This is a genomic window from Burkholderia territorii, assembly GCF_902833055.1.
GTDB lineage: Bacteria > Pseudomonadota > Gammaproteobacteria > Burkholderiales > Burkholderiaceae > Burkholderia > Burkholderia territorii.
Map to the genome: position 1 here is coordinate 1 of NZ_CADFEJ010000005.1, position 22,077 is coordinate 22,077.

A 22,077-nucleotide genomic window follows, 5' to 3' on the forward strand; every position below is an offset into this window, starting at 1 on the left:
GGTTGCCTGTGAAGAATCTTGATGATCTTCCACCTTGGGCACTTTGATGCCGTCGGCCCGTGAGGGTCCACCTGCCTAGCTCCCACCACCATTCACGGGTGGGAGGCGTTCATATCATTTCTCCTGTGAGCCGCGGCGTGCCTGTGAGCCGCACGTAGCCAGATTTGCATACGTGCGGCCCCCGCACGCTGATGCAGGTCAACGGATGCCGCGCGGTGCGCGCCGAGGCTGCCCGATCAGCTGATCGTGAGTTTCTTCTGACCGACCGGCGCCTTCTTCGGCAGCGTCAGCGACAGCACGCCATCCTGATACGTTGCCGTCGCGTTCGCATCGTCGATCTCGCCCGACAGCGAGAACGAGCGGCCGATCGCACCGCTGTAGCGCTCGCGCCGGATCACGCGCTCGCCATCCTTCTGCTCGTTGTTGCGCTCGACCTTCGCGTGGATCGATACGGTATTGCCCGTCACCTGGACGTCGATGTCGTCCTTTGCGACGCCGGGCAGTTCCGCGTTGACCGTATATGCCTTGTCGTTTTCGGTAACGTCGATCTTCATCGACGCAAGATCGGGTTCGTCGGCAAGCGCCATGCCGCGCAGCGGCCTGAACAGGCCCTGGAACAGGTCGGAAACGGGTTCCATCGAAAACGGATCGTGGCGGGTCATGTTGCTCATGGTTCGTACTCCTCATGCGGTGACATGCGACCGGCGCCTTCGTCCCGGCAGCATCGGCCGCGATGAAGATCGGATGGCACGACACCCCGTGTCGCGCATGGGACGAGTGATCGTTCGGAATCCAGCGTACCTTCACGCGCCGTCGTCCGCTTGATGCGCGTCAAGGGCAGCGGTCGATTACGTACAGAAACGGAAATGGCCGCTGCGGAGCAGGATCGGCCGCCCGCCGATTTCCTCCAGCAAGCGGCGCGCCGCACGTTCGATGGCGGGACGATGGCGCGCAAAGGCGTCGACGAGATCCGGCTCGCGAGGCGACGCCGCGCTGAAGTGATCTTCCAGCGCGGCCGAAGTGATCGCGCAGCGCACGCGGCGCCCTTCGACGAGCGCCGGAAAGCTCAGCGCGCAATCGAGGTCGCAATACGTCGGATGTTCGGCGGGAAACGATATCTGCATGATGATCACCTGGGCGGGTGGCGTGCCGGGCCGCAGCGGCGCTAGGCCACGGCGACCGTGGCTGGCGAGGTATCCTCGCCGCGCACGAGCAGCACCGGGCAGCTCGATGCGCGAAGGAAGCGTTCGGCGACGCTGCCGAGCACCAGCCGGCGGACACCGCGTCGACCGTGCGTGCCGACCACGGCCAGATCGATCGAACGATCGACGACGTAGCGCTGCAGGCGCTCCGCGACGTCCTGCCCGAAATCGGTCTCGATGATCTCCGTCTCGCCGTTGACTGCGGCGCGCGATATCGCCCGGTCGGCGTCTCGCAAGAGCGCGGCGCCATGGCGACGAATCTCGTCGAGCAACGCTTCGGGCTCCATGCGCGCGCCGTAGGCGAACAGCGTGGACTTGTCGACGACGAACACGGCAAACAGCCGGGCGCCGCATAACCTGGCCATCCCGAGACCTTCGTCGAGCGCCCGATTCGCGGAAGGACTGCCGTCCGTGGCAACCATGATATTCGTGTACATGCGAGCCTCGCTGATGAATCGACGCGCCGGTGGCGTCCGGATTCGCTTCCATCATCGGCGCTCGGCGCAAGCGGGCGTTGACCGAGGTCAACGGACTGGAGCCGCTGCAAAACCGCCGCCGGAAAAATCCGGCGGCGGTTGACCGGCATCCGCCGCTAGCCCGGCGGATTCTCGTCCGACCGGAAGCCTTGCTCTATTTCCAGGATCTTTCGCGCACACGCATCGTATTGCCATCCCGGGCCGCCGTTGCTGTTGTACATGCCCTTGCACATCGCCTTGAGCCGGATCACCGAGCCGTCGCCCGATTCCGAGCGTGACGCCCAGATATAGACTTCTCCGGCCAGAAACGCTGGCGCCGTTTCGATCCGGTCCGCGCTGAATCGCGTGATGCGGGTCGACGAATGGTTCTCGACGTAGCGTCGCGTGCGGCTCCACGCGCGATCGCATTCGGACGGTGTCGAACACTGCAGCGATGCGGCCTGCCGCATCGCAAGCAGCCGCGTTTCCATCGTCCTGAACGTCTCGGTTCGCTCCGCCGCCGCACATGCGCCCAGCGCGAGCAGCACACCCATCGCCAATGCCCGTTGTTTCATCGTCAATGCCTCGCCAGGCCGTTCATTGCGCGCAAGGTCGCGCGCTTCAGGGCTGTCATTGGGATCGACTGTATTGCTGCCTCGGCGAAAGCGGTTGACCTGCGTCAAGCGCCTTCTCGCGCGCGCCGTGCTTGACCGGCATCAAGCCGGAACGTGCCGGGGTCGGTTGCAATAGGGTTCGTCGAATCGGTCATGCTTGGCCTGCCAACTGGATCGTGCGGCATCGGGCAGGCGAGAACGCGCGTGCTCGTTTCGAATCCAACCCGCCGGGTGCGGCAATACGTTCGCGCGCCCCGCATGACCCGTCCGTTCATCATGTCCCGAGTGCCCCATGTCCCGTTCGCGCTGAGGCGCGGAAATGCACGACGAAAGTCGACGCAATTCGATCGCGCAATGCGCCGGCCCGCTACGTATCCGCACCCCGCGGGCCGGATCGAGCGGATCGAAACCCACCTGTCCGTCGTTTACCTGGCCGGACGCTACGCGTACAAGCGCATCAAGCCCGTGCACTTCGCCTTCGTCGATCTCACGCGGCCCGCACAGCGGCGCCGCTGCGCGCTCGCGGAGTGCGCGCTCAATCGGCGATACGCCGGCGAGCTGTACCTCGGTGTCTGGCCGCTTGTCTCGCACGGCCGGCGATGCGCGTTCGCTGCACCGGTGCCGACCGGCGGGCACCGGCGCCGGCGCGGGCGGCAGGCGGTGCCGGGCGAATACATGGTGCGCATGCGCCGGTTCGACGCGCAGGCGATGCTGTCGGTTCGCAGCGCATCGCGCGATGATGGTCTGTCGGATGCGGATGCCCTCGCCGATACGCTGGCCCGTCATCATCTTCACGCGCCGCGTCGGGCACCGCGCGGCCACCCCGGTAACGCGGCGAGCGTCGCGGCCCAGTGCCGGCCGTTGCTCGACAGGCTCGACGTTACGGTGCCCGACGAAGCCGCGCTGCACGCGTGGTATGAGGCCGAGCTGACCCGCATCGCCCCGCTGCTCGCCGATCGGCATGCGCGCGGTTTCGTGCGCGCATGTCATGGCGATCTGCACCTCGGAAACATCGTGCGCTGGCGGAACCGGATCCTGATGTTCGACTGCATCGAATTCGACGACGCGCTGCGCTGGATCGACGTGGCGAGCGATCTCGCGTTCGCGCTGATGGATTTCTCCGCCCACGGACGCGAGGATTGCGCGCACCGCCTGCTTTCCGGCTGGCTGGCACGCACGGGTGACCATGCGGCCCTGGGTGTGCTGCCGTGCTACTTCGTCTACCGTGCGCTGATACGCGCGCTGACCGCCCGATTGCGCGGCGACGAAGCGGCGCGCGCGCGTTATCTGCGCATCGCGTCGGCGATGGCTGATGCACGACGCGACGCGCAGCCGGCGTTGCTGCTGTGTCACGGGGTTTCCGGTTCAGGCAAATCGCTGGCCAGCCGTGCACTGGCCGTGCAACTCGGCGCCATCCGGTTGTCCAGTGACGTCGAGCGCAAGCGTCTGGCGGGTACATCGGACAATACGCGCCTGTCGGCCGGTGCCTATTCGGACACGGCGATCGACGCAATTTACGAAAGACTGCTTTCGGCGGCCCGCGTGGTTCTCGACAGCGGCTACACGGCGATCGTCGATGCGACGTTCCTGCGCCGGCACAACCGCGCGGCGTTCATCGCCCTTGCCGCACGGCTCGGCGTGCGCGTCGCGATGCTCGATTTCACCGCGAGCCGTGCGACGCTCGCCGCGCGTGTCTCAGCCCGGGCGGCACACGGACGCGACGCGTCCGATGCCGACACCGCCGTGCTGGCCCGGCAGATCGAGCATGCCGACCCGCTGACCGACGCCGAAGCGGCAATCACGATTCGTTTCGACACCGATTGCGATGCCGTGGCGTACGAAAGCCGTGCGTTCTGGTCGCCGTTGTTGGCCATGCTGCGAACGTCGCTGCATCGTGAACAAAAACACGGAAGCGTCAGACGTCATGATCCACCGTAACCGCGCGGTCGCCTGATGTATCGGCTCCGCACGCCTTCAGAAGGGGCATGCGATACAACACCGGACTCCCGGCAATACTACGACCGCTCGGGCCGTACTCAGCGCTTGATCGATTCTCTTTGAGCCGCGCTCGGCGGCCGCGGTGGCGGGTCGCCACCTTGCAGACGCGCCAGCGCATCGGCGACGCAAACTTTCGGGCGAGCGCGCCTCGCACTGATCCACAGCGGCGAGCCCTGCTGCCTGTACCACCTCATGCCGTTGCGATGCGTGATCTGCATCCCTCGGTCGGGACACACGCCATCGGCAATGTCCTCGAAGTACAGACGCATCGCCGCGTGCCGGCGCCAGTGCCGTAACGCATCCGGAACGATCCAGCACATCGTCGCGGCCCACAGCGCGGCCTCGATCAGCAGCGGCCAGGTGCTCCCCGGCGCCTGTACCGCGAGCCGGCAGACCGCCGTCTCCCATATCGCGCACAGCACCGCGCCGGTCCAGCACAGGTACAGGACGATATACGGCCGGTGCCGACTCCATCGCCGTGCTTTGCGTGTCGCGCGCTCGATATCGTGCCATGCGTCACGCTCCCTCATGTCCGGGCTCCCATGCGCCACAATTGCCGGTAGAAGTCATCCTCCAGCAGGCGACGCCTCAGCACCGAACCGCCAATCTGGATCAGAAACAGCAGCGCAAAGCCAGCCAGACACGCCCAGAACCATCCGGTGGAAGCGCTCAAGGCGTTCAGCGCAATCATGATCATGAGAAGGCAGCAGGATCCGCCGACGGTGACAGACAGGCTCAGCAAACGCATATAGCCCGCCTCGACGCGAGGCACGGGTGCAAGCTGTGTGCCGACCAGATTCAGCCGCACCTTGTGTGCGTCGGGCGTAGCGACCAACTGCGCGCCCTGGCCGTGCGCTACCATTTGCGCCGCGAGCGCCTGGAGCAACAGCGCATTCACCGGCCCCGGCTTGCCGATCGCGCGATCCACATCGTGCGCCGGCAGTTCCAGCCCCGTCTCCTTGACGGCGCCGAGCGCTGCATGCCGGCCTTGGGGCGGCAGATCGCTCAGCCACACATGCCGGATACGCGTGCGCGGCGTCTGTTCGGCAGCCAGCAGCGTTTCCAGTGCGTCGAGCACGGAATCGGACGGCATCGAAATCGGGCGAAACAGCCGCGCTTGCGGCCGCAACTTTCCCTTGAAGCTCTCGACCACGCGCGGCGATGTGACGAGCATCGCCACGGCAGCCTCCGACCAAGCCGGTTCCTCGCCCTCCGAATGCAGCTGACAGGACAGCAGGAGCCGGAAATCGGCTTGCCGATTGTCCTGGAACCACGCCTCGATATTCGTCTGCTGCGCACCGAACGGCACCCATTCGAACTGGACGAGGTCGGGAAGATCCAGCTTCCTCCAGACCGCCCGCAGCTCGGTCAAATCCCCCTTGTCGGTCGACTGCAGGATCACATCGACGGCACGGCGCGGTGCATGACGCGAGAGGCTGGCCGCGAATGGCGTCACCAGTTGCTCAAGAATCCGTCCGAGCCGCGACCCGCCCACCGAACCGTCGCCGCTCTCTGGCAAGGCCAGAATCTTGCCAGGGTGCATCGGCACATTGCCTTCCAGTTCCAACAGACGTTCGGCCAGTTCCGGCTCCGGAGTCAACGTGACGCTGTTGACGATTACCACGTGGGCCTGAGCCCATCGCCGCCACGCAGCCCGCTCGCTGCGGCACATGAAATTCCACCAGTCCACCCGCTCGATCCAATCCTCGTAGCCCGAATAGATCACCCCGCACACGGCTCCCGACACCAGCATCGGCAACAGTAGCGCGCGGGCGAAGAAAAGCTCGGACATCACCGGCTTGCCCTGCGGCCAAGTGAGCACCGCAATGAGAATGCCGCCGATCTGAATGACGACGATGGCGAGCACCGACCACCAGATCGGCGGCGGCTTGCCGTACTGATACTCCTCAACGTTCGAAATCGTCCACGTTCGGCTCATGCGATTTTCATCCCTGTGCTGCGCGCGATCACCTGGCTGCCGCATTGCGTGCGGCACATATGCACGACCCATTTTCGACCGCTCTCGCTGTAGCCCTCGCCGCATTCGACGATCGGGTTATCGCCGTGCTCCGGGCACGAGACGACGTCGTGCAGCAGGGCAACCTTGCGCCCGTCGAGATCGAATGTAGACGACGCGGTCTTGACGACGCCGCCATGCGTCGTTGTATCGCCCAGGCATACGGGTGTTTTCATGATGATGTTCTTCTTTGATGTGTGGTGGACGGGTCGCGCCTCACCGGGGGACGAGCGGTGCGTCCGGATTGGTGGGTTTGATCGATGCGTCGCAGACGATGCGGTCCTGGCCGGACGGTGTTTGCAGCTTTGAAAAAATGCCTGGTTGCTTCGATGCCATAAATGTAGAACCATGTATTCCTGGAGGATATGGTTGGCTTAGATCGATATCAGGAACCATCGGATACTCCTTCACATAAGGATCGCCGTTCTCGTCGCCATAATCGACCTGGGCGAGAAACATCTTGTCGCTTGTGACTATCACCGCGTATCTTTTTGAATCTTCGAAGGCGTTAAAGCTGTGATTCATATATACCTTCGTAGCGAAGGTTTTCCCGCCGTCTGTTGAGTACCAAAAAGGCACGGCGCAACCCTTTTCGCCGTTACCACAAAAGGCTCTCGGAGGATAGGCCAGCGGGAAAACAATGTTCGTTCCAGATGGGTCGGCATTAACGATGCGCCCCTGGAAGTTTTCGAACATGCCTCGGCCCAAGTACTTTCGAATGCCAGCACGGGTGTCGTTGTAGTACGAGTCCCCGTGATAACAGTCCCGATAATGTTCCAGCGTCACAAAGCGGCGGTCATCGATCCGGTAGATGATTTGGGGCGGGGAGTCATACGGCAACTCCTTGAGCGTCGAACTCCAAAAATCGCTAAGTCTGAAGGCTGAACGCTGCGGAGGCTGCGCCGTGCACCCCTGCACGAGAGCCACCAGCGCGATTATGGCAATGACGTGTCTCATCAAGCTCCTCTCCATTGTTGCTGCCTAAGCTGCTCGGCTTCGGCCTTGCTTTGTTCGTCGGCCACCGTGTTCCAATCGATATGCGATGGTTTGACGATGCTTTGGGGAGCGCCAAGCTCGAAGTAGTCGTCATAGCCCAGCGTCCAGTCGGCCAGCTTCATCAAGCGGTTCCAGAATGCCGGCTTCTCATACGCATCGCAGAAGCCGACCGGCAGGTCGTAGGCGGCCACACGACGCATGAATGCCTGATGCTTGGGCAGCGTGCTGTGATTGGGCGGTTCGGCGAGGTAGGTATCGAGTCGCGCCAGCATTTCGTCCTGCGTCTCTGGCCGAGTCGTGCGCCTGGAGCTGTAAATGTCCTCGGTCGTCACGGTGCGCTCAGGCTGATAGATCGAGCGTGTATATCGGTAGTCGGGATCAGCGTAATTCCCTGTGTTGGGATCATTCGGATCAGTGATCCACTTGCCCATAGAAGGTGCATCGGCGCGAGAGTCCTCAAAGATGGCCATTTCTTCCGCCGTGACCGGCTGCGGCACCTCCTCCGCGTTGATCGTCACGGTTTGGTCGGGATGGGGCATCGCCCAAAGTTTCATGAGGGGCGTAAAAACATTGCGGTTTCCATTCCAGAAATCCGTCGGCTTTGCACCGGCTACCAGCTTGTCCTCGGGAATCGGCGGCAACGTACCGAACTTTTTTACGCCCGGCGCATCGCCCACTGGCGTGCCGCGCGCCAGCATGCGCTGCTTGACGGTATCGCCCAGCTCGGCGAGCAGTTTGTCGTCCACACCCTGCCAACCGATGCTTTGCAGCGGCACCGCGCCCATGACGCGGTCGTGCGGCGTGAAGTACACGTACAGCCGGCCGTGATTGTCGCGCTCGTGCACGCCCGATTTGCGCTGGTTGTCTGGCCGCCAGAAGTTCATGTCCTCAGACGCGCCACACTGCAACTGCTGCAATTGCGCGTCGGTGAAGACGCGCTTGTCCTCCTTGATCCGGTTTGCGATATTCCGGAAGGTATTGACGCGTGCTTCTGGAGTCGGGCGCTCCGTACCACAGGCCAGTGCGTCCGTGAGCTTGTCATTAAGAGCGTACGGCGAATTCATCACGAACCGGGCATCAGGCGCGCGCGTCTTGCACAGTGCGGTCGCCGCCATCGCAATCATGGTGCCCTGGCTGTGCGACATCACCGTCACCGTATCGCGCGGACATTCTTTGCGGATGCGGTCGATCAGGTCGGCCAGGCGCTGGGCCGCATGCGCGTAATAAGAGCGCGGTGGCGCGTCCTGCAACTGGCGATCGGCTTCCGTGTTCAACGTCTGCATGTCGAATCCGAGCACATGACGTTTGAAGCCCGCTTCGCTCCATAGCTGCTGCAGGTTGTTGGTGCCGTTCTGGAAGGGGCCGCCGCCCCAAAACCAGGGCCCTTTCTCATTCGTGCAGTCGGGAGTGCCCCACGCCGCGAGATCCGTGCCGCGCAGGTTGCGCAACGGGATACGCCAGTTGCGCTCGGTGCCGTCAGCCGCGCGGTAACCCCAGTAGAAGCGGATTACGGGGGAGTTGCCTTCATCTCCTCTCTTAATGTATCTAGGTACGACACGCTCCCCATCCGTCGTGCTATAGGTGTTCGCCTTCAGATCGCTCCGTTTCAGCCGTTCGTTAAGCCCCTTACACAGCGCCTGTTCCGCTGCGTCATACCACTCACCCTCGGAATTGACGCCATGCACGAATATGATGACCCCCGGCATATGCGGCGGAATGCGACACTCGGCGCGCACCTGGAAGCTGGTCGGCGTGTGATATGACTCCCAGTATGGCCGCCCCAGATGATCGCGCTTCATCGGCACGATGCGCGTTGCAAACGGGTGCTGATAAGGCTTTGGTGCATCGTCGTCGTCGGATGTATCGTTTGGCTGATTGGGCTGGTCGGTCATGCGTCAGGCTTCCTTATTGTTCTGGAGCAGCAGCTTGAGGCCCTGAGCGACGTCCTGCCGGCTCAACGAGGTCTCGCCTTTGTCGCTGGTAATGCCCTCGACAACCTGGCCATTGGCGAGCTGTATCTTGTATGGGCGGTTCGCGACCGGTCTGCCGGTGATGTCATCGCTGAGAATGAACCGCTCGTCATGCGCGATATCGACCTGGTTGAACTTCGGCAGCGGCAACGACAGCGCACCCGGTCCTTCCTTCTGGATTTCGATAATCTTCAGGATCAGGCAGCCAGCCCCGCCAATCTCGACGTTATCGCCCTGCACCTTGATATAGGCCGTACCGCCGCCGCCCAGCACCACCCCGTTGGCGGCGTTGACTGTCGTGGTGCCGTCGGCACTCGTGATCCGCATGTCCTTCTGCGCCACCAGTTCCATCGCATCCGACTGTGCCTGGATCTGGACCTTGCCACGCGCCGAGAAGATCTTGATGCCCAGCTTGTGCGCGAACAGCGACAGCACGTCGCCGGCCGCGATCGCGACGTTGCGCAACGCATTCACGTTGAAGCGTGCGGACGTGCCGACGCTGACATCCTTGCCCGCCGACATCATCACCCGTTCCGGCGTTGCGAGCCCAATGCCGTTCGGCGCGGACAGCGCGATCACGGCCTTCTTCAGGCCCGCGAGTTCGTCCTTCAGCCATGCGTTTTCCGCCTTCAGGTCTGCGGTCTCCGCCTGCGCCACCGCGGCGGCATCGGCCAGACCCTGAGCCTGCGCCTGCGTCAGCGCAAACTGGTTCGCTGCCGGCCGCATGTCGGTCGTCTTCCCGATAGCCTTGTCCTGCTTGTCGGACGACACCAGCAGGCCGCCACCGGCGCGCACGTGCCCTCGATCGTCCGTTCGCAGCTCGAACCCTTCGCCACGGGGTTGCTGGTCCCGGTCCACCGTAAAGCCCAGGTTCAGCTGCGTCTTGCCGTGTTCGGTGGCAAGTTTGATGTGCTCCTTGCCGTCCCGGTCGTCCATCTCCAGGGTGTTGTTCGAGCGCGTGCGAAGCGTATTGCGCGTGCCCCAGGGCGCCCCCGCCACGATCGGATCCGTGTGTTGGGCGGTATGAAGCACGTGGCTGATGAACGGCAAGTCCACACAGCCCCACAGGAAGCTCACACCGACGACGGTGCCTTCGACGAGCCCGAAGTGAAAGCCCGTCTGGTCTGGTCCCGCGAACGGTTTCGCCAGGCGCATCGGGCAGCTTTGCAGGCCCGGTACACGTTTGTCGCGATCCATATGGATGTCGACGACGTAACCGCCCTGATTGCCCAGGTAGGGATCTTTCCAGCCGCCCGATGACGCGATCGTCCCCGTGATGACTCCGTCGATCCTCGGCCACGTTCCTTCCTTCAGCGGCATCCGGTACTGCCGATCGGACGGGATCGCCTCGAACTTGACGTGATAGGCCTGCTTGCGCGTCGCGCTGCATTTCGCCCGCACCACGACGAGCCCGTACTTCGCCTCGGGTAATGCCCGGTTCGACAGCTTCAGCACCGACGCAGGCGTGAGATCCAGCATGTCGCATTCGCCGTGATACTCGACCTGTTCGGCCAGCGCCGCCTCCCGGCGCAGTTGCGCCTCTTCCTTCGCCTCTTCCTCGCTCAGGTTCGGCGTGCCCCACGTATATGCGTCGCCATACGTGGTGCGATCCTGGTGGATCTGGCTGGCCGTCTGGATCGGCTCGGATATCGCCGTCTCGGTGTTGAACGTGCGCACCGTGTAGGTCGCGGGCAGGGTCTTCGCGCGCATTTCGAGCGAACTGACCGACTCGACCCCGTGCGCTTCCAGTCCACTGTGCGGCCGGTATGCGACCGTCAGGCGGTCAGGATCGCGACGGTAGTGTGCGTAGTCGTCGCCGAAACGCACCAGCTCACAGCGCTCGCCTTCCTCACAAACAAACCAGATACCCGAGCGGCGGCACAGCCGCGTGATGAATGCCAGGTCATCCTCGCCCCATTGCATCACGAAGCCGCGCTTGCGATAGGTTCGGTGCAGTTTGAATTCAAAACCTGCGAAGACCTGATTGAACTCATGCTCCCGCAAGATCTGCTCGATGATCTCGGGAATGGTCATATCAAGGAAAAATCGGCATTTCCGCGCGTTGCGCAACAGCGCAAGCCGCGATTCCAGCACGATCTCGTAGAGCGACTGATCGCGGTTGGTGGCCTTCAGCGCGAAACCTGTCACCACCCCTTGCACACGCCGCGCGCCTTCAGGTTCGCTCCAGCGGTCACGTGGCGGGGGCTGGACCACGAAGGCGCCGATCCGGTTCAGGAATTCGCTGCGCGACAGGTCGTGCCGCGGATGGGTGAACTCGATCGTGTACCTGGTCGGCTCGCCGATGCCGCGCGTGCCCTCGAATGCGTAGATGTCCGCGAGTGCCGCAGCGGGCGCTCCCATGAGCTCCAGGCTATAGAACTGATGGATGTTGACGCCCGCGCGCGCAGGCGTGTCGGAAAAGGCCGTGCTCGCAGTCAAGGACGATCTCCATGAGACGTTTTCGGAATACCCCGCGCAACCCTAATCGAATGCGGGCCGAATCGGAATCAGACCGTTCTGAATTTAGCGAGCATTGATATTTTGATAAATGGTTTACAAAGGATTCCGAATGAGCGATTCAGGATGGCCTGCTCAAATTAGCCAAGAGAGAGAAGGATTTTGTCTGCGAGGGCGGCGTTTTGGCATTGATTTTTTTAAGGCCGCCACGCATTGGAATCGCTCGCCCGAGGTATTGCGACGTCGCCAACTCCAATTCGTATTGAACTCATTTGCTTCGTCCGGAGGTCCGTTCCACGAATACGAACGAATCACGAGCTCCGATCTGGCGCCCAACGCTCAGCGGCCAAACGTGCGGGTATGGTCGTCGTAGTCGAACAGTCCCGCATAGCGGCCCCAGTCGGTCACGACTCGCAGCGCCTGGTCCGCGCTGCGCGGATCGAGATGGTCCTCGAGTTCGAGCTCGAAACGCTCGCGCGGCGCGCGATGTCCTGCACGTTCGCCCAGCACCTCGTCGATATGCGCGGCGAGCGGCACGAACCGCACGAGATGCTCGCGAAACAGACGCCGCCTCGCATCGTCGTCGCTTTGGGCAAACACGTGGCCCGCGGCACTCAGCCGGATGGCCCGGTCGTGCCATTCGGCGAACGCGAGCAGATGAAGCGCGGCCGCCGTCGGATACAGCGCGTCGGCCCGGAGCGCGAGCGCCGATGCAATCGTGCCGAGCTCCGCATGACCGTCGTACGGCGCGGCCGCGAGCGCGTCGACGAATCCGGCGAGATGGTGGCTCGACACGTCGGGCAGTTTCATGGCCAGCGCACTGCCCGCCGCTTCGCGGCCTGCCGTCGCGTCGGTGATGCGCGCGGTCAGCGTCGCATAGATCCTGCCGACGATCGCCTGAACGGCCGGATCATGCCGGCTGCGCGGACGCGGCAGCGGCACGCTCAGCGCTGCCTCGATATGCGCCGGACCGGCGCCGAGCACCAGGATGCGATCGCACATGAGCACGGCCTCCTCGATGTTGTGCGTCACCATCAGCACCGAGCGGATCGACAGCTGGCGCGCGTCCCACAGATCGAGAAAATCGGTGCGCAGCGTTTCGGCGGTCAGCACGTCGAGCGCCGAGAACGGTTCGTCCATCAGCATCAGCACGGGTTCGCTCACGAGCGCGCGCGCGAACCCGACCCGCTGACGCATCCCGCCCGACAGCTCGCGCGGAAACGCCGATTCGAACCCGTCGAGCCCGATCACCTCGATCGCGGCGGCCGCGCGTGCGCGTGCGTCCTCCGGCGCCAGGCCGAGCGCGTCGAGGCCCAGCTCGACGTTTTCGATGACGGTCAGCCACGGGTACAGCGCGAAGGTCTGGAATACCACCGCGATGCCGTCGGTCGGCTCTGTGAGCGGTGCGCCGCGATACGTCACCGCGCCGGACGACGGCTTCACGAGCCCGCCGGCAATCCTCAGCAACGTGGATTTGCCCGAACCCGAGCGGCCCAGCAGGCCCAGAATCTCGCCTTCATGCAGCGCGAGATCGATATCGGCGAGCACGTGCAGCGGTTCGCCGGACGGCTTCGTGAACGATTTGCATACGGCGCGCATCTCGAGCACGACGGGTGCCTCGTCCGAAGGCGGCGCAGCCGCGCTCGCGACACGCCCTTCCGTGGATTCGCCGAGATGGGTCACGCGGTTCTCCCGTAGGCCAATGATGGGTTGCCGGCTCAATCGAGCCGTGTGCGGCGTTCCGCGAACGCGTACATCGGGCGCCACACGAGCCGATTGGTCGCGATCACGAGCAGCGACATCACGGCGACGCCGAGCGCGATGCGTGGATAGTCGCCGGCGTCGGTCATCCGCGCGATATAGGCGCCGAGCCCGCCGGCATCCAGGCGTGTGCTGCCCCAGCTCACGGACTCGGTGACGATGCTCGCATTCCATGCGCCGCCCGACGCGGTAATCGCGCCAGTCACGAAGTACGGCAGCACGCCCGGCAGCATGACGCATCGCCACCAGGTCGTCGGCCGCACGCGGAAGCATGCGGCGGCTTCACGCAGGTCGGCGGGGAATGCGCTCGCACCGGCGATCACGTTGAACAGGACATACCATTGCGCGCCCAATATCATCAGCGGACACAGCCAGATGTCGGGGTCGAGCCGCAGGCGCACGATCGCGAACACCGCGACCGGAAACAGCAGGTTGGCGGGAAACGCGGCGAGGAACTGCGTGACCGGCTGGATGCGGGCGGCCACGCCCGGCCGGAGCCCGATCGCGATGCCGATCGGCACCCAGATCATGGACGCGAGGACGACCAGCACGGTCACGCGGACGAACGTCAGCGCGCCTTCGCTTGCGACAACGCGCAGGTCCGTCCAGGTGAGCGTCGCGTGACCGAGCCGGAACAGCTCGTATGCCGCATACGCGCATCCCGCGCTGCACAGCGCGAACCAGAGAACGTCGCCCGCGTGCCGCGGCAGCGCGATCCGGTCGTGCCACGCCCAGACGAATCCATGCAGCCGAGCGCGCGCCGCTCGATGCAGCGCCGCGCGGACCGGCCCGCTCGCCCGGGCCATCCATCGCGATCGGTGGAACAGATCGAGCATCCAGCTGCGCGACGCGACGGTTGACGCGGCATCGCCGTAGCGGAACCGTTCCGACCATGCGACCAGCGGCCTGAACAGCAACTGGTCGTACAGGACGATCGCGATGCTCATCGCGACGATCGCCCAGCCGACGGCAGCGAGGTCGCGACTCGAGATCGCATGCGCGACGTAGGCGCCGACGCCCGGCAGGTCGACGTGCAGGTTGCCGACCGCGATCGCCTCGGACGCGACCACGAAAAACCAGCCGCCCGACATCGACATCATCGCGTTCCAGACGAGTCCCGGCATCGCGAACGGCACGTCGAGGCGCCAGAAGCGCTGCCATGCCGACAGCCGGAAGCTGCGGCTGGCCTCGTCGAGATCGAGGGGCACCGTTCGCAGCGCCTGATAGAAGCTGAACGTCATGTTCCATGCCTGGCTGGTGAAGATCGCGAAGATCGCCGCGCACTCGGCGCCCAGGATCCGCCCGGGAAACAGCGACAGGAAGAACAGCACCGTAAACGACAGGTAGCCGAGAATCGGCACCGACTGCAGCACGTCGAGCAGCGGGATCAACACGCGCTCGGCACGACGGCTGCGCGCCGCAGCGGTCGCGTAGACGAACGTGAACACAATCGACGCGAACAGTGCCGCGAACATGCGCGCGACGGTGCGCAGCGTATAGCCGGGCAGCGCCGCGGGCGACAGCGAAATGGCCGGGGGATGCGCCACCGCGAGCGGGCCGGCCATCTGGTGCGCCCAGATGCCGGCCAGCAACAGGAAACCGACCACGATCAGCAGCGCGGCGAGATCCCGCCAGCCCGGCACGGGCAGCGTCCAGCGGCCGCCCCGCAATACCTCCGCATGGTGCTCCACGACGCCCCTCCCCGCCGATGATGGCGGTTCATCTTCCCGGGCGGGGCCGCCGGCGGGCTTGATATGCGTCAATGGTCCTGCATTGCGTGGCGCCACGCTTGCAGCGCGTCGTGCCACGCCACGACCATCGTTCACGCGCATTCCGACGACCCCCGTTCCGGACGCGCCGTGCCGCACCGCGCCGACCAGCGCACCTGCGCCGCTCATCCTGCCGGGTACGCGTTCGCGGGCGCCTCGACGAGCGCGTCGAGGCGGTCCGCTCGAGCTCGTCCGTCCGGTCTACCCGGTGGTAGCGCCCCGGTCCGAACGCGCCACCGAGCCGCCGTCGGCCACGCCAACCGGGTTGCGCATCCACCCTGCAATCCACGGCAGAATTTACAAATGTGGCGTCATCCGGCACCGCCGGCGCATGCCGGGCCTGTCCCGCAGGGCCGCGTCGCCTGCCCCGGGCGCGCGGCACGCGGCTTGCTCGCGTCGGCCCGAATATGGCTGCGGCACGGAATCGCCGGCCCGCCAACGCCATTGCCTGGTCGTGATCTATGAAAACTGCGTTTCCCCTGCTGGAATCGGCCCCGATGCGGGCCGATCACTTCGTCCAGTTTTACGAGTCCGATGCGCAACTCGTGTCGGAAGTCGCACTGTTCACGGCCGATGCGCTGCGCGACGGCGGCAGCGCGATCGTGATCGCGCGGCCCGATTGCCTCACGGCGGTGCACGCACGCCTGCGCACGCTCGGCGCGTCGATCGGCGACGCGGCCCGCGAGCGCATCTTCATGTCGAACGCGCAAACGCTGCTCGACACCTTCATGGACGGCGACCTCCCCGACCCCGCGCGCTTTCGCCGCTCGATCGGCACGATCGTCGAAGCGGCGATCCGCGCCGGCCGGCCCGTGCATGCGTTCGGCGAGATGGTCGCGCTGCTGTGCGCGCAGGAGCGCTACGCCGGTGCGCTGCGGCTCGAAGCGCTCTGGAACGAGTTGATCGAGCAGCACCGCTTCTCGCTTTACTGCGCGTATCCGTGCGACGTGTTTCCCAGCGCCGAGCAGTCCGAGACGTTCCGCCATGTATGCGCGCTGCATCGCCGCATCCTGCCCGCCGCTTCGCTGCGCAACGACGAAAACGCGCTGCACCTGACGCTGGCGCTGTCGCAACAGCGCTCGCGCGCGCTGAGCGACGAGATCCGCCGTCGCGAAGATGCCGAACAGCAGCGCAATGGCGTGCTGATGCACGCGCCGCTGCCGATCGCGCTGCTGTCGGGGCCGGCACACCGGATCGTGCTCGCGAATCATCGCTTCGCGGCGCTGTGCGGCCGGACCGACATCGTCGGCCAGTTGCTGACGGCGGTGCTCCCCGGCGGCGATACGCCGGCGATCGTGCGCGCGCTCGAAACCGCCCGCACGCTGGGCCGCTCGACGACGATCGGCGAGCACCACGATCGCCCCGAGCCCGACGGCGCCCGCGTGTACCGGCTGCACTTCAATCCGCAGCCGCTCGCGGACGGGCTCGGCGTGATCGTCAGCGCGGTCGAGGTGACCGAGCACGTCGCCGCGCGCGAGAAACTGGTCGCCGCGAATGTCGAGCGCGACCGGCTGCTCGGCGAATTGCGCGATGCGAACCAGGCGAAGGATCAGTTTCTCGCGGTGCTCGGCCACGAGCTGCGCAATCCGCTGACGCCGATCTCGCTGGCGCTGGAGCTGATCCGCAACCGCGACGGCCACGCGACGCCGAATGAAATCGCGATCATCCAGCGGCAACTCGATCACATGGTCCGGCTGATCGACGATCTGCTCGACGTGTCGCGCATCACGCGCGGCAAGATCACGCTGAAGAAGGAAGCCGTGCAACTCGCCGACATCGTCGACCGCGCGGTCGAGGTCGCGAGCCCGCTGCTCGAGCAACGCCGTCACCGACTGCATGTCGACACCGCCCCGGACGCGCGCTGCAACGGCGACCCGGTGCGGCTCTCGCAGGTCGTCGCCAACCTGCTGACCAACGCGGCGAAATACACGCCGCCCGGCGGCAACATCACGGTGCGCGTCAGCCGCGGTGCGGACGGCACCGTGCTCGTCGAGGTATGCGACAACGGCGCCGGCATTCCGCATGACCGCCTCGACAGCATCTTCGAGCCGTTCTACCGGCTCGACGGCGAGGCGAAACAGGCACACGGCGGCCTCGGTATCGGCCTCGCGCTCGTGCGCAGCCTCGTGACCCTGCACGGCGGCACGGTTCGCGCGGATAGCGCCGGGCCGGGCTGCGGCAGCACGTTTACGATCTCGCTGCCCGAGTACCGGCCGAAAACGATGGCGCTGGCCGCGCCGCAGCCGCCGCTCGGCATCCGCGACATGGCGCCGGGCCGCACCGGCCGGCGCGTGATGCTGGTCGACGACAACGAGGATGCCGCATCGACGCTCGCGCAATGGCTGCGCGAGGCCGGTCACGAAGTGGCCGTCGTGCACGACCCCGTGACCGCGCTGGCCGCGTACCGCGCTTACCGTCCGGAGGTCGCGATCCTCGACATCGGGCTGCCGGTGATGGACGGTTACGAGCTGCTGAGGCGGCTGAAGGCGATCAACGAAGTCACGCCGTGCATCTTTCTCGCGCTGACCGGCTATGGCCGCAACGCGGATCGCGAACGCTGTCTCGCGACCGGGTTTCTGCAGCATTTCGTGAAACCGGTCGACCCCGCCGCGCTCCATCTCGCGATGAGCCAGTCGACGCCGAGCGGCGATGCGCACGACGGCACGGGCACGCAACCCGGGCGCTGACCGCGGCACGCGCGATGCTCGGAAGCGGTATGCCGGCCGCACGCTGGCGCCCGTTCCGACGCAGAGGAAAACGATCATGAGCCCGACCAACACGACAAACCCGGTACCGGACGAAGCCCCGGCCGACATGCCCGACCAGCCCGACATTCCGCCGCCTGAACGCGATGACGACCTGCCCGACTTGCCGGACCCGACCGAAGTGGGCGAGGACGGCTAGCGCGCGATCGTGCACGTGGGCCGATGGCAGGAAGCTCGTCGCCGCCGCGCCGGCGCCGGCTGTGGCAGGCCAGTGCATCGTGATGCGTGAACAGGCGCTACGCGTCGTGCGACGGACCGCATCGCGCGACACGTCGCGGCCTCGGCGCAACTCACCGTTTGCGCCGCCTTTCGTGCGCAACCTCGCCGGGCGGCACGGCACCGGTGTCCTGAAGCGGCTCGCCGGGAATACGGCGCTTCGCCGATTGCTCCAGCGGCCGCGTCGTGGCGGACAGGGCGCCGTCGTCCGCATCGGCGTCATCGCGCCCGTCCGTGCTCGCGGCCGAGCCCTCCTCCGCGTCGATCAGTTGCTCGGCCCGCAACCAGTAGTCGTCGGCCTTGCCCTCCGGTGCACCGTCCGCTTCCCACAACCGATAGGCGCGCTCGCGCACCTGCGCTTCCCTTTCCTGATTCATGTCGCTCTCCTCGGGTATCGGCTCGTGCGCTCAGCGCTCCGGATGTGACGGCGACGACACGGCTCCGAGCGTGGACGACATCCCACCGTCGGCCGACGTCGCCAGATCGCCGAGCGCCACGATGCCGACGAGTCGCTTTTCACGATCGACCACCGGAACACGGCGAATCTGCAAATCTTCCATTTTCTTCTGTACCGCTGAAATATCGTCATCCTCGTAACACCAGTCGGCCGGCCCGCTGACGACGCCCTCGATCCGTTCGTCCGGCCGCACGCCTTGCGATACCGCGCGCACGACGATGTCGCGGTCCGTCAACATCCCGATCAATCGCGTGCCATCGCACACGGGCAGCGCGCCGACGTTCAGGTCCCGCATCAGCTTCGCCGCGTCGCGCAGGCTCTGCGTCGGGCCGACCGTCGCGGCGTCGCGTGTCATTACTTCGGATACCAAGGTCATGGTTCACTCCTGTTCGAACCGCTCATTGCGGCTTGCTGCACGAGCATCGGCCGTTCCGGCCATTCGTGCATGCCGCGCGGGCCTTCCCTTGATGCACGGCTCAGTTCTCGGGTGAACAGCGCACCGATGCGAGCCCGGCCGATTCCAGGATCCGGATCAGTTGCGGCAACATCACGTCGGTGTTGGCCGGCTCGCGCCACTGCACGAACAGCTCTTCCTCCCGCACGGCATGCGCGGCCGTTTCGCGGAAACCGCGCGCGCGGCACGTGAAGCCGGCTTCGCGCAGGCGGGCCGTCAGAAGGCCGCGGGCCGTCGAGCCGCGTTCGTATCCGATCGTGACCAGCGCGCTCCTGACGCTGCGCATGCGCCGCTCCACCATCCGCAGCGGCCACACGACGAAAAGAGCAAGCACGGCACCGAGCGCGCCGAGCGACAGTTGCCCGCCCCCGATACACAGGCCGATGACCGTCACGAACCAAAGCGTCGCGGCCGTGGTCACGCCGGACACGAGGCCGTCGCGATGCAGGATCGCGCCGCCGCCGATGAAGCCCATTCCGGTCAGGATGCCGAGCGGCAGCCGCATCAGGTCGAGCACCGAGAACGCGCCTTCCGGCTTGCCGGCCTGCAGCAGCAACGCATTGACCTGCAGCATCGACATGCACGCGGCAAGGCATACGAGGATCGTCGTGCGCAACCCGGCCGTCTTGCCGGATTCGCTGCGATTGAAGCCGATCAGCGCGCCGGCCAGCAGCGCAAGCGCGATTCTGACGAGAACGTCGTTCCATTGAAGTACGACCGGCATCGGCTCCATATGCGCCTCCATGCAGATCCGTCATGCGTGATGCGTCGCGGTGCGGCCGCGGACGGCGCTAGCCGGACGCAAGGTTCGAGCCCGGCTGGTTGCGGAACGACGAACGCGCGCTGCCCGGACCGTCGACGCCCGTCTTGTGCCCGGAGCGCCACGGGCGGGCAGCCAGTGACTCGGTGTACTTCTCCGGTCGGGGTGGCCGTCCCTGAGTGCGGGCGGCACAATGCCGAACCGAGTTCCGTATTCGATCGAATACGGAGCTGCCTTCAACATATGCCTCGACCGTCTTTCGTTTCCGATCAGGTACGAAATTGCCGCTGTGCCGCTGTTTCAGTGTTTTCGTTCCTGCTCGGAAACGGAATGATGCTCTGGTCGACGAGTTATGCAATACTGTTCCCGATCAGATACGAAGCACGGAGGACATCATGTCGGAGCCGCAGTCCGTCGACACGATCGGCGCGCTCGCCCACCTTATCCGCGCGGCGCGGCTCCAGCAGGGGTTCACGCGCGACGAACTCGCGCATGCGACCGGGCTGTCGCCGAAATTCATCAGCCAGGTGGAAGCCGGGAAGCCGACCGCTCAGATCGGCAAGGTCATGTTGCTGCTCGGCGAACTGGGCGTGCGCCTGTACGCGGAATCGTCGGTCGAGATTTCGGAAGCCATCGCGCTGAAGGCCGCGCAACGCCGCAGGAGCAGCCATGGCGGCTAGAACGTTGATTGCCTCCGCCAACGGCGAGCGCATGGGCACGCTGACCGACGACAAAGGCATCTGGTCGTTCGCGTACGACCCGCAATGGCTCGCGTCCCCGACCGCCTATCCGCTGTCGCCGGCCTTCCCGCTGCGCGCCGGCACCTTTACGGACACGTCGACCGATCGCCCGGTCCAGTGGTTCTTCGACAATCTGCTGCCGGAGGAAGGGATGCGCACGTCGCTCGCGCGCGAGGCGAAGGTCGATGCCGCGGACGCCTGGGGCCTGCTCGCGTACTTCGGGCGCGAATCGGCCGGCGCGCTGACGCTGCTGGCCGACGGCGAACAGGAGGCGCCCGGCGGCCTGCAGCCGCTGCCGTTCGACGAGCTCGACCGCCGAATCCAGGCAATGCCCGAGCGCGCGCTGACGGCCACCGCACCCAAGCGCATGTCGGCGGCCGGCGCGCAACAGAAGCTGCTGGTGGTGCTGCGTGGCGAAGCGCCCGACTACACGCTGTACGAGCCGGTCGGCAGCGAGCCGTCGATGCACCTGCTGAAGCCGGACATGCGCGCGGCCGGCTACCCGCACTCGGCGATCAACGAATTCTTCTGCATGAAGCTCGCGAAGAAGATGGGCCTTGATGTGCCCGACGTGCACTTCCTGCGCGCGCCGTCGGCGTGCTACGTGATCGACCGGTTCGACCGCGACGTCGCATCGGCGCCGGCCGGGCGCCTGCACACGATCGATGCGATGCAGCTGCTCAACTACGACCGCGGCTTCAAGTACCAGCGCGCGAATGCGCAGGAGCTTGCCCGCGCGATCGACCGCACGAGCACCCGCGCGCTGGCCCGCCTGTCGGTGTTCCGCTGGACCGTGTTCAACGTGGTGGTCGGCAATGCCGACGCGCACCTGAAGAACCTGTCGTTCTTCGTCGACGCGCGCGGTTACCGGCTCGCGCCGTTCTACGACATCGTCAGCACGGTCGTGTATCACACGCCCACGCACCGGCCCGACCATCGCGGCGATCATTGGCCGCACTGCGAACTGACGATGCCGCTCGGCACCGCGACGCGGTTCGCCGATATCGACGTGGATGCACTGATCGCGTTCGGGCAAGCCATCGGGCTCAGGGACAAGGCCGCGGCCAGCGAGTTGCAGCGTTTTCTCGAACCGCTCGATCGCCACGTCGCGCAGACGCTCGACGACGTGCGGGCAATCGCCCGTCCGGACGCCGGCGAGATGCGGTTGCTGAATTCGATCGCGGCGATGCCGATCGCGGAAATGGGGCGCGCGCTTCGGCGAACGCACGATTGAGCCGGAATGCTCGGCGGGCGCACGCGCTGAATCGTATGCCGAGCTCGTGCGGGGCGTCGATGCGCGTGTGCCATGCGTCTCGATACCGCAGCGCCGCCCCTTCCGACCGACCATGCGGGACAGCAGTTTCAGCCGCGAAATGCATTCGCATTGACGCCATCGGGATAAGTATTCTTATCACAATACCTCTGTTGCCGAGCAAAACTCGAGCG

Annotated in this window: 20 protein-coding genes; 5 read left to right on the forward strand and 15 right to left on the reverse strand. The window is 65.4% G+C overall.

Features of this window, described 5'->3' with window-relative positions; translation table 11 throughout:
- Positions 1-236: 236 nt before the first annotated feature.
- The 4 genes from HW466_RS12045 to HW466_RS12060 all read right to left on the reverse strand — a co-directional run bounded on the left by HW466_RS12045 (position 237) and on the right by HW466_RS12060 (position 2,232).
- Positions 237-671, reverse strand: coding sequence for an Hsp20/alpha crystallin family protein (locus HW466_RS12045; protein ID WP_060021646.1), 435 nt, complete (start codon positions 669-671; stop codon positions 237-239).
- A gap of 177 nt (positions 672-848) precedes the next feature.
- Complete coding sequence (locus HW466_RS12050) at positions 849-1,124, reverse strand: DUF1488 family protein (protein ID WP_060261660.1); 276 nt, start codon at positions 1,122-1,124, stop codon at positions 849-851.
- A 41-nt stretch (positions 1,125-1,165) separates the two neighbouring features.
- Entirely contained in the window at positions 1,166-1,639 is a 474-nt protein-coding gene (locus HW466_RS12055) for a universal stress protein (protein ID WP_151003661.1), read from the reverse strand.
- Between the two features lie 155 nt (positions 1,640-1,794).
- Entirely contained in the window at positions 1,795-2,232 is a 438-nt protein-coding gene (locus HW466_RS12060; protein ID WP_151003659.1) for a hypothetical protein, read from the reverse strand.
- 315 nt (positions 2,233-2,547) lie between these two features.
- Here HW466_RS12060 and HW466_RS12065 point away from each other — a divergent pair, with 315 nt between their 5' ends.
- Positions 2,548-4,209, forward strand: coding sequence for a bifunctional aminoglycoside phosphotransferase/ATP-binding protein (locus HW466_RS12065; RefSeq protein ID WP_151003658.1), 1,662 nt, complete (start codon positions 2,548-2,550; stop codon positions 4,207-4,209).
- Between the two features lie 98 nt (positions 4,210-4,307).
- On the opposite strand, the gene HW466_RS12070 is transcribed toward HW466_RS12065, so the two are convergent.
- The 8 genes from HW466_RS12070 to HW466_RS12105 all read right to left on the reverse strand — a co-directional run bounded on the left by HW466_RS12070 (position 4,308) and on the right by HW466_RS12105 (position 15,161).
- Positions 4,308-4,799 carry a hypothetical protein gene (locus HW466_RS12070; protein WP_151003656.1) on the reverse strand — a complete coding sequence of 164 codons (492 nt, stop codon included), beginning with the start codon at positions 4,797-4,799 and terminating at the stop codon, positions 4,308-4,310.
- On the reverse strand, positions 4,796-6,208 hold the full coding sequence (locus tag HW466_RS12075; RefSeq protein ID WP_151003654.1) for a hypothetical protein: 1,413 nt from the start codon (positions 6,206-6,208) through the stop codon (positions 4,796-4,798). The genes HW466_RS12070 and HW466_RS12075 overlap by 4 nt, the downstream gene beginning before the upstream one ends.
- Positions 6,205-6,462, reverse strand: coding sequence for a PAAR domain-containing protein (locus tag HW466_RS12080; RefSeq protein WP_059768783.1), 258 nt, complete (start codon positions 6,460-6,462; stop codon positions 6,205-6,207). The genes HW466_RS12075 and HW466_RS12080 overlap by 4 nt, the downstream gene beginning before the upstream one ends.
- Before the next feature lie 40 nt (positions 6,463-6,502).
- A complete protein-coding gene (locus HW466_RS12085; protein WP_239006010.1) occupies positions 6,503-7,243 on the reverse strand; it encodes a T6SS immunity protein Tli3 family protein in 741 nt (246 codons plus the stop codon).
- Complete coding sequence (locus tag HW466_RS12090; RefSeq protein WP_151003650.1) at positions 7,243-9,174, reverse strand: T6SS effector phospholipase Tle3 domain-containing protein; 1,932 nt, start codon at positions 9,172-9,174, stop codon at positions 7,243-7,245. Before HW466_RS12090 ends, HW466_RS12085 begins: the two co-directional genes overlap by 1 nt.
- A 3-nt stretch (positions 9,175-9,177) precedes the next feature.
- Positions 9,178-11,691: a type VI secretion system Vgr family protein gene (locus tag HW466_RS12095; protein WP_151003648.1), complete on the reverse strand. Its 2,514-nt coding sequence runs from the start codon at positions 11,689-11,691 to the stop codon at positions 9,178-9,180.
- 357 nt (positions 11,692-12,048) lie between these two features.
- Entirely contained in the window at positions 12,049-13,308 is a 1,260-nt protein-coding gene (locus HW466_RS12100) for an ABC transporter ATP-binding protein (protein WP_174905798.1), read from the reverse strand.
- A gap of 119 nt (positions 13,309-13,427) precedes the next feature.
- Positions 13,428-15,161 carry an ABC transporter permease gene (locus HW466_RS12105; RefSeq protein ID WP_151003644.1) on the reverse strand — a complete coding sequence of 578 codons (1,734 nt, stop codon included), beginning with the start codon at positions 15,159-15,161 and terminating at the stop codon, positions 13,428-13,430.
- A gap of 575 nt (positions 15,162-15,736) precedes the next feature.
- Between HW466_RS12105 and HW466_RS12110 the strand changes: the two genes are divergently transcribed.
- Together HW466_RS12110 and HW466_RS12115 are read left to right on the forward strand one after the other, a co-directional pair.
- Positions 15,737-17,926 (forward strand): hybrid sensor histidine kinase/response regulator, encoded by a 2,190-nt coding sequence (locus HW466_RS12110; RefSeq protein ID WP_151003642.1) that lies wholly within the window; start codon positions 15,737-15,739, stop codon positions 17,924-17,926.
- Between the two features lie 76 nt (positions 17,927-18,002).
- Positions 18,003-18,143, forward strand: coding sequence for a hypothetical protein (locus HW466_RS12115; protein ID WP_170296624.1), 141 nt, complete (start codon positions 18,003-18,005; stop codon positions 18,141-18,143).
- A gap of 151 nt (positions 18,144-18,294) precedes the next feature.
- Here HW466_RS12115 and HW466_RS12120 read toward each other — a convergent pair whose 3' ends face one another.
- The 3 genes from HW466_RS12120 to HW466_RS12130 all read right to left on the reverse strand — a co-directional run bounded on the left by HW466_RS12120 (position 18,295) and on the right by HW466_RS12130 (position 19,864).
- On the reverse strand, positions 18,295-18,597 hold the full coding sequence (locus tag HW466_RS12120; RefSeq protein ID WP_151003640.1) for a DUF2934 domain-containing protein: 303 nt from the start codon (positions 18,595-18,597) through the stop codon (positions 18,295-18,297).
- A gap of 30 nt (positions 18,598-18,627) precedes the next feature.
- Positions 18,628-19,053, reverse strand: coding sequence for a CBS domain-containing protein (locus HW466_RS12125; protein WP_059452408.1), 426 nt, complete (start codon positions 19,051-19,053; stop codon positions 18,628-18,630).
- Positions 19,054-19,153: 100 nt separating this feature from the next.
- The gene (locus HW466_RS12130; protein WP_059452407.1) at positions 19,154-19,864 is read right to left on the reverse strand and encodes an MgtC/SapB family protein; all 711 of its coding nucleotides are present in this window, start codon (positions 19,862-19,864) and stop codon (positions 19,154-19,156) included.
- A gap of 422 nt (positions 19,865-20,286) precedes the next feature.
- On the opposite strand from HW466_RS12130, the gene HW466_RS12135 reads away from it, so the two are divergent.
- Together HW466_RS12135 and HW466_RS12140 are read left to right on the forward strand one after the other, a co-directional pair.
- Positions 20,287-20,571: a helix-turn-helix domain-containing protein gene (locus HW466_RS12135; protein WP_059452406.1), complete on the forward strand. Its 285-nt coding sequence runs from the start codon at positions 20,287-20,289 to the stop codon at positions 20,569-20,571.
- Complete coding sequence (locus HW466_RS12140) at positions 20,561-21,865, forward strand: HipA domain-containing protein (protein WP_059848855.1); 1,305 nt, start codon at positions 20,561-20,563, stop codon at positions 21,863-21,865. The genes HW466_RS12135 and HW466_RS12140 overlap by 11 nt, the downstream gene beginning before the upstream one ends.
- Positions 21,866-22,077: the final 212 nt, after the last annotated feature.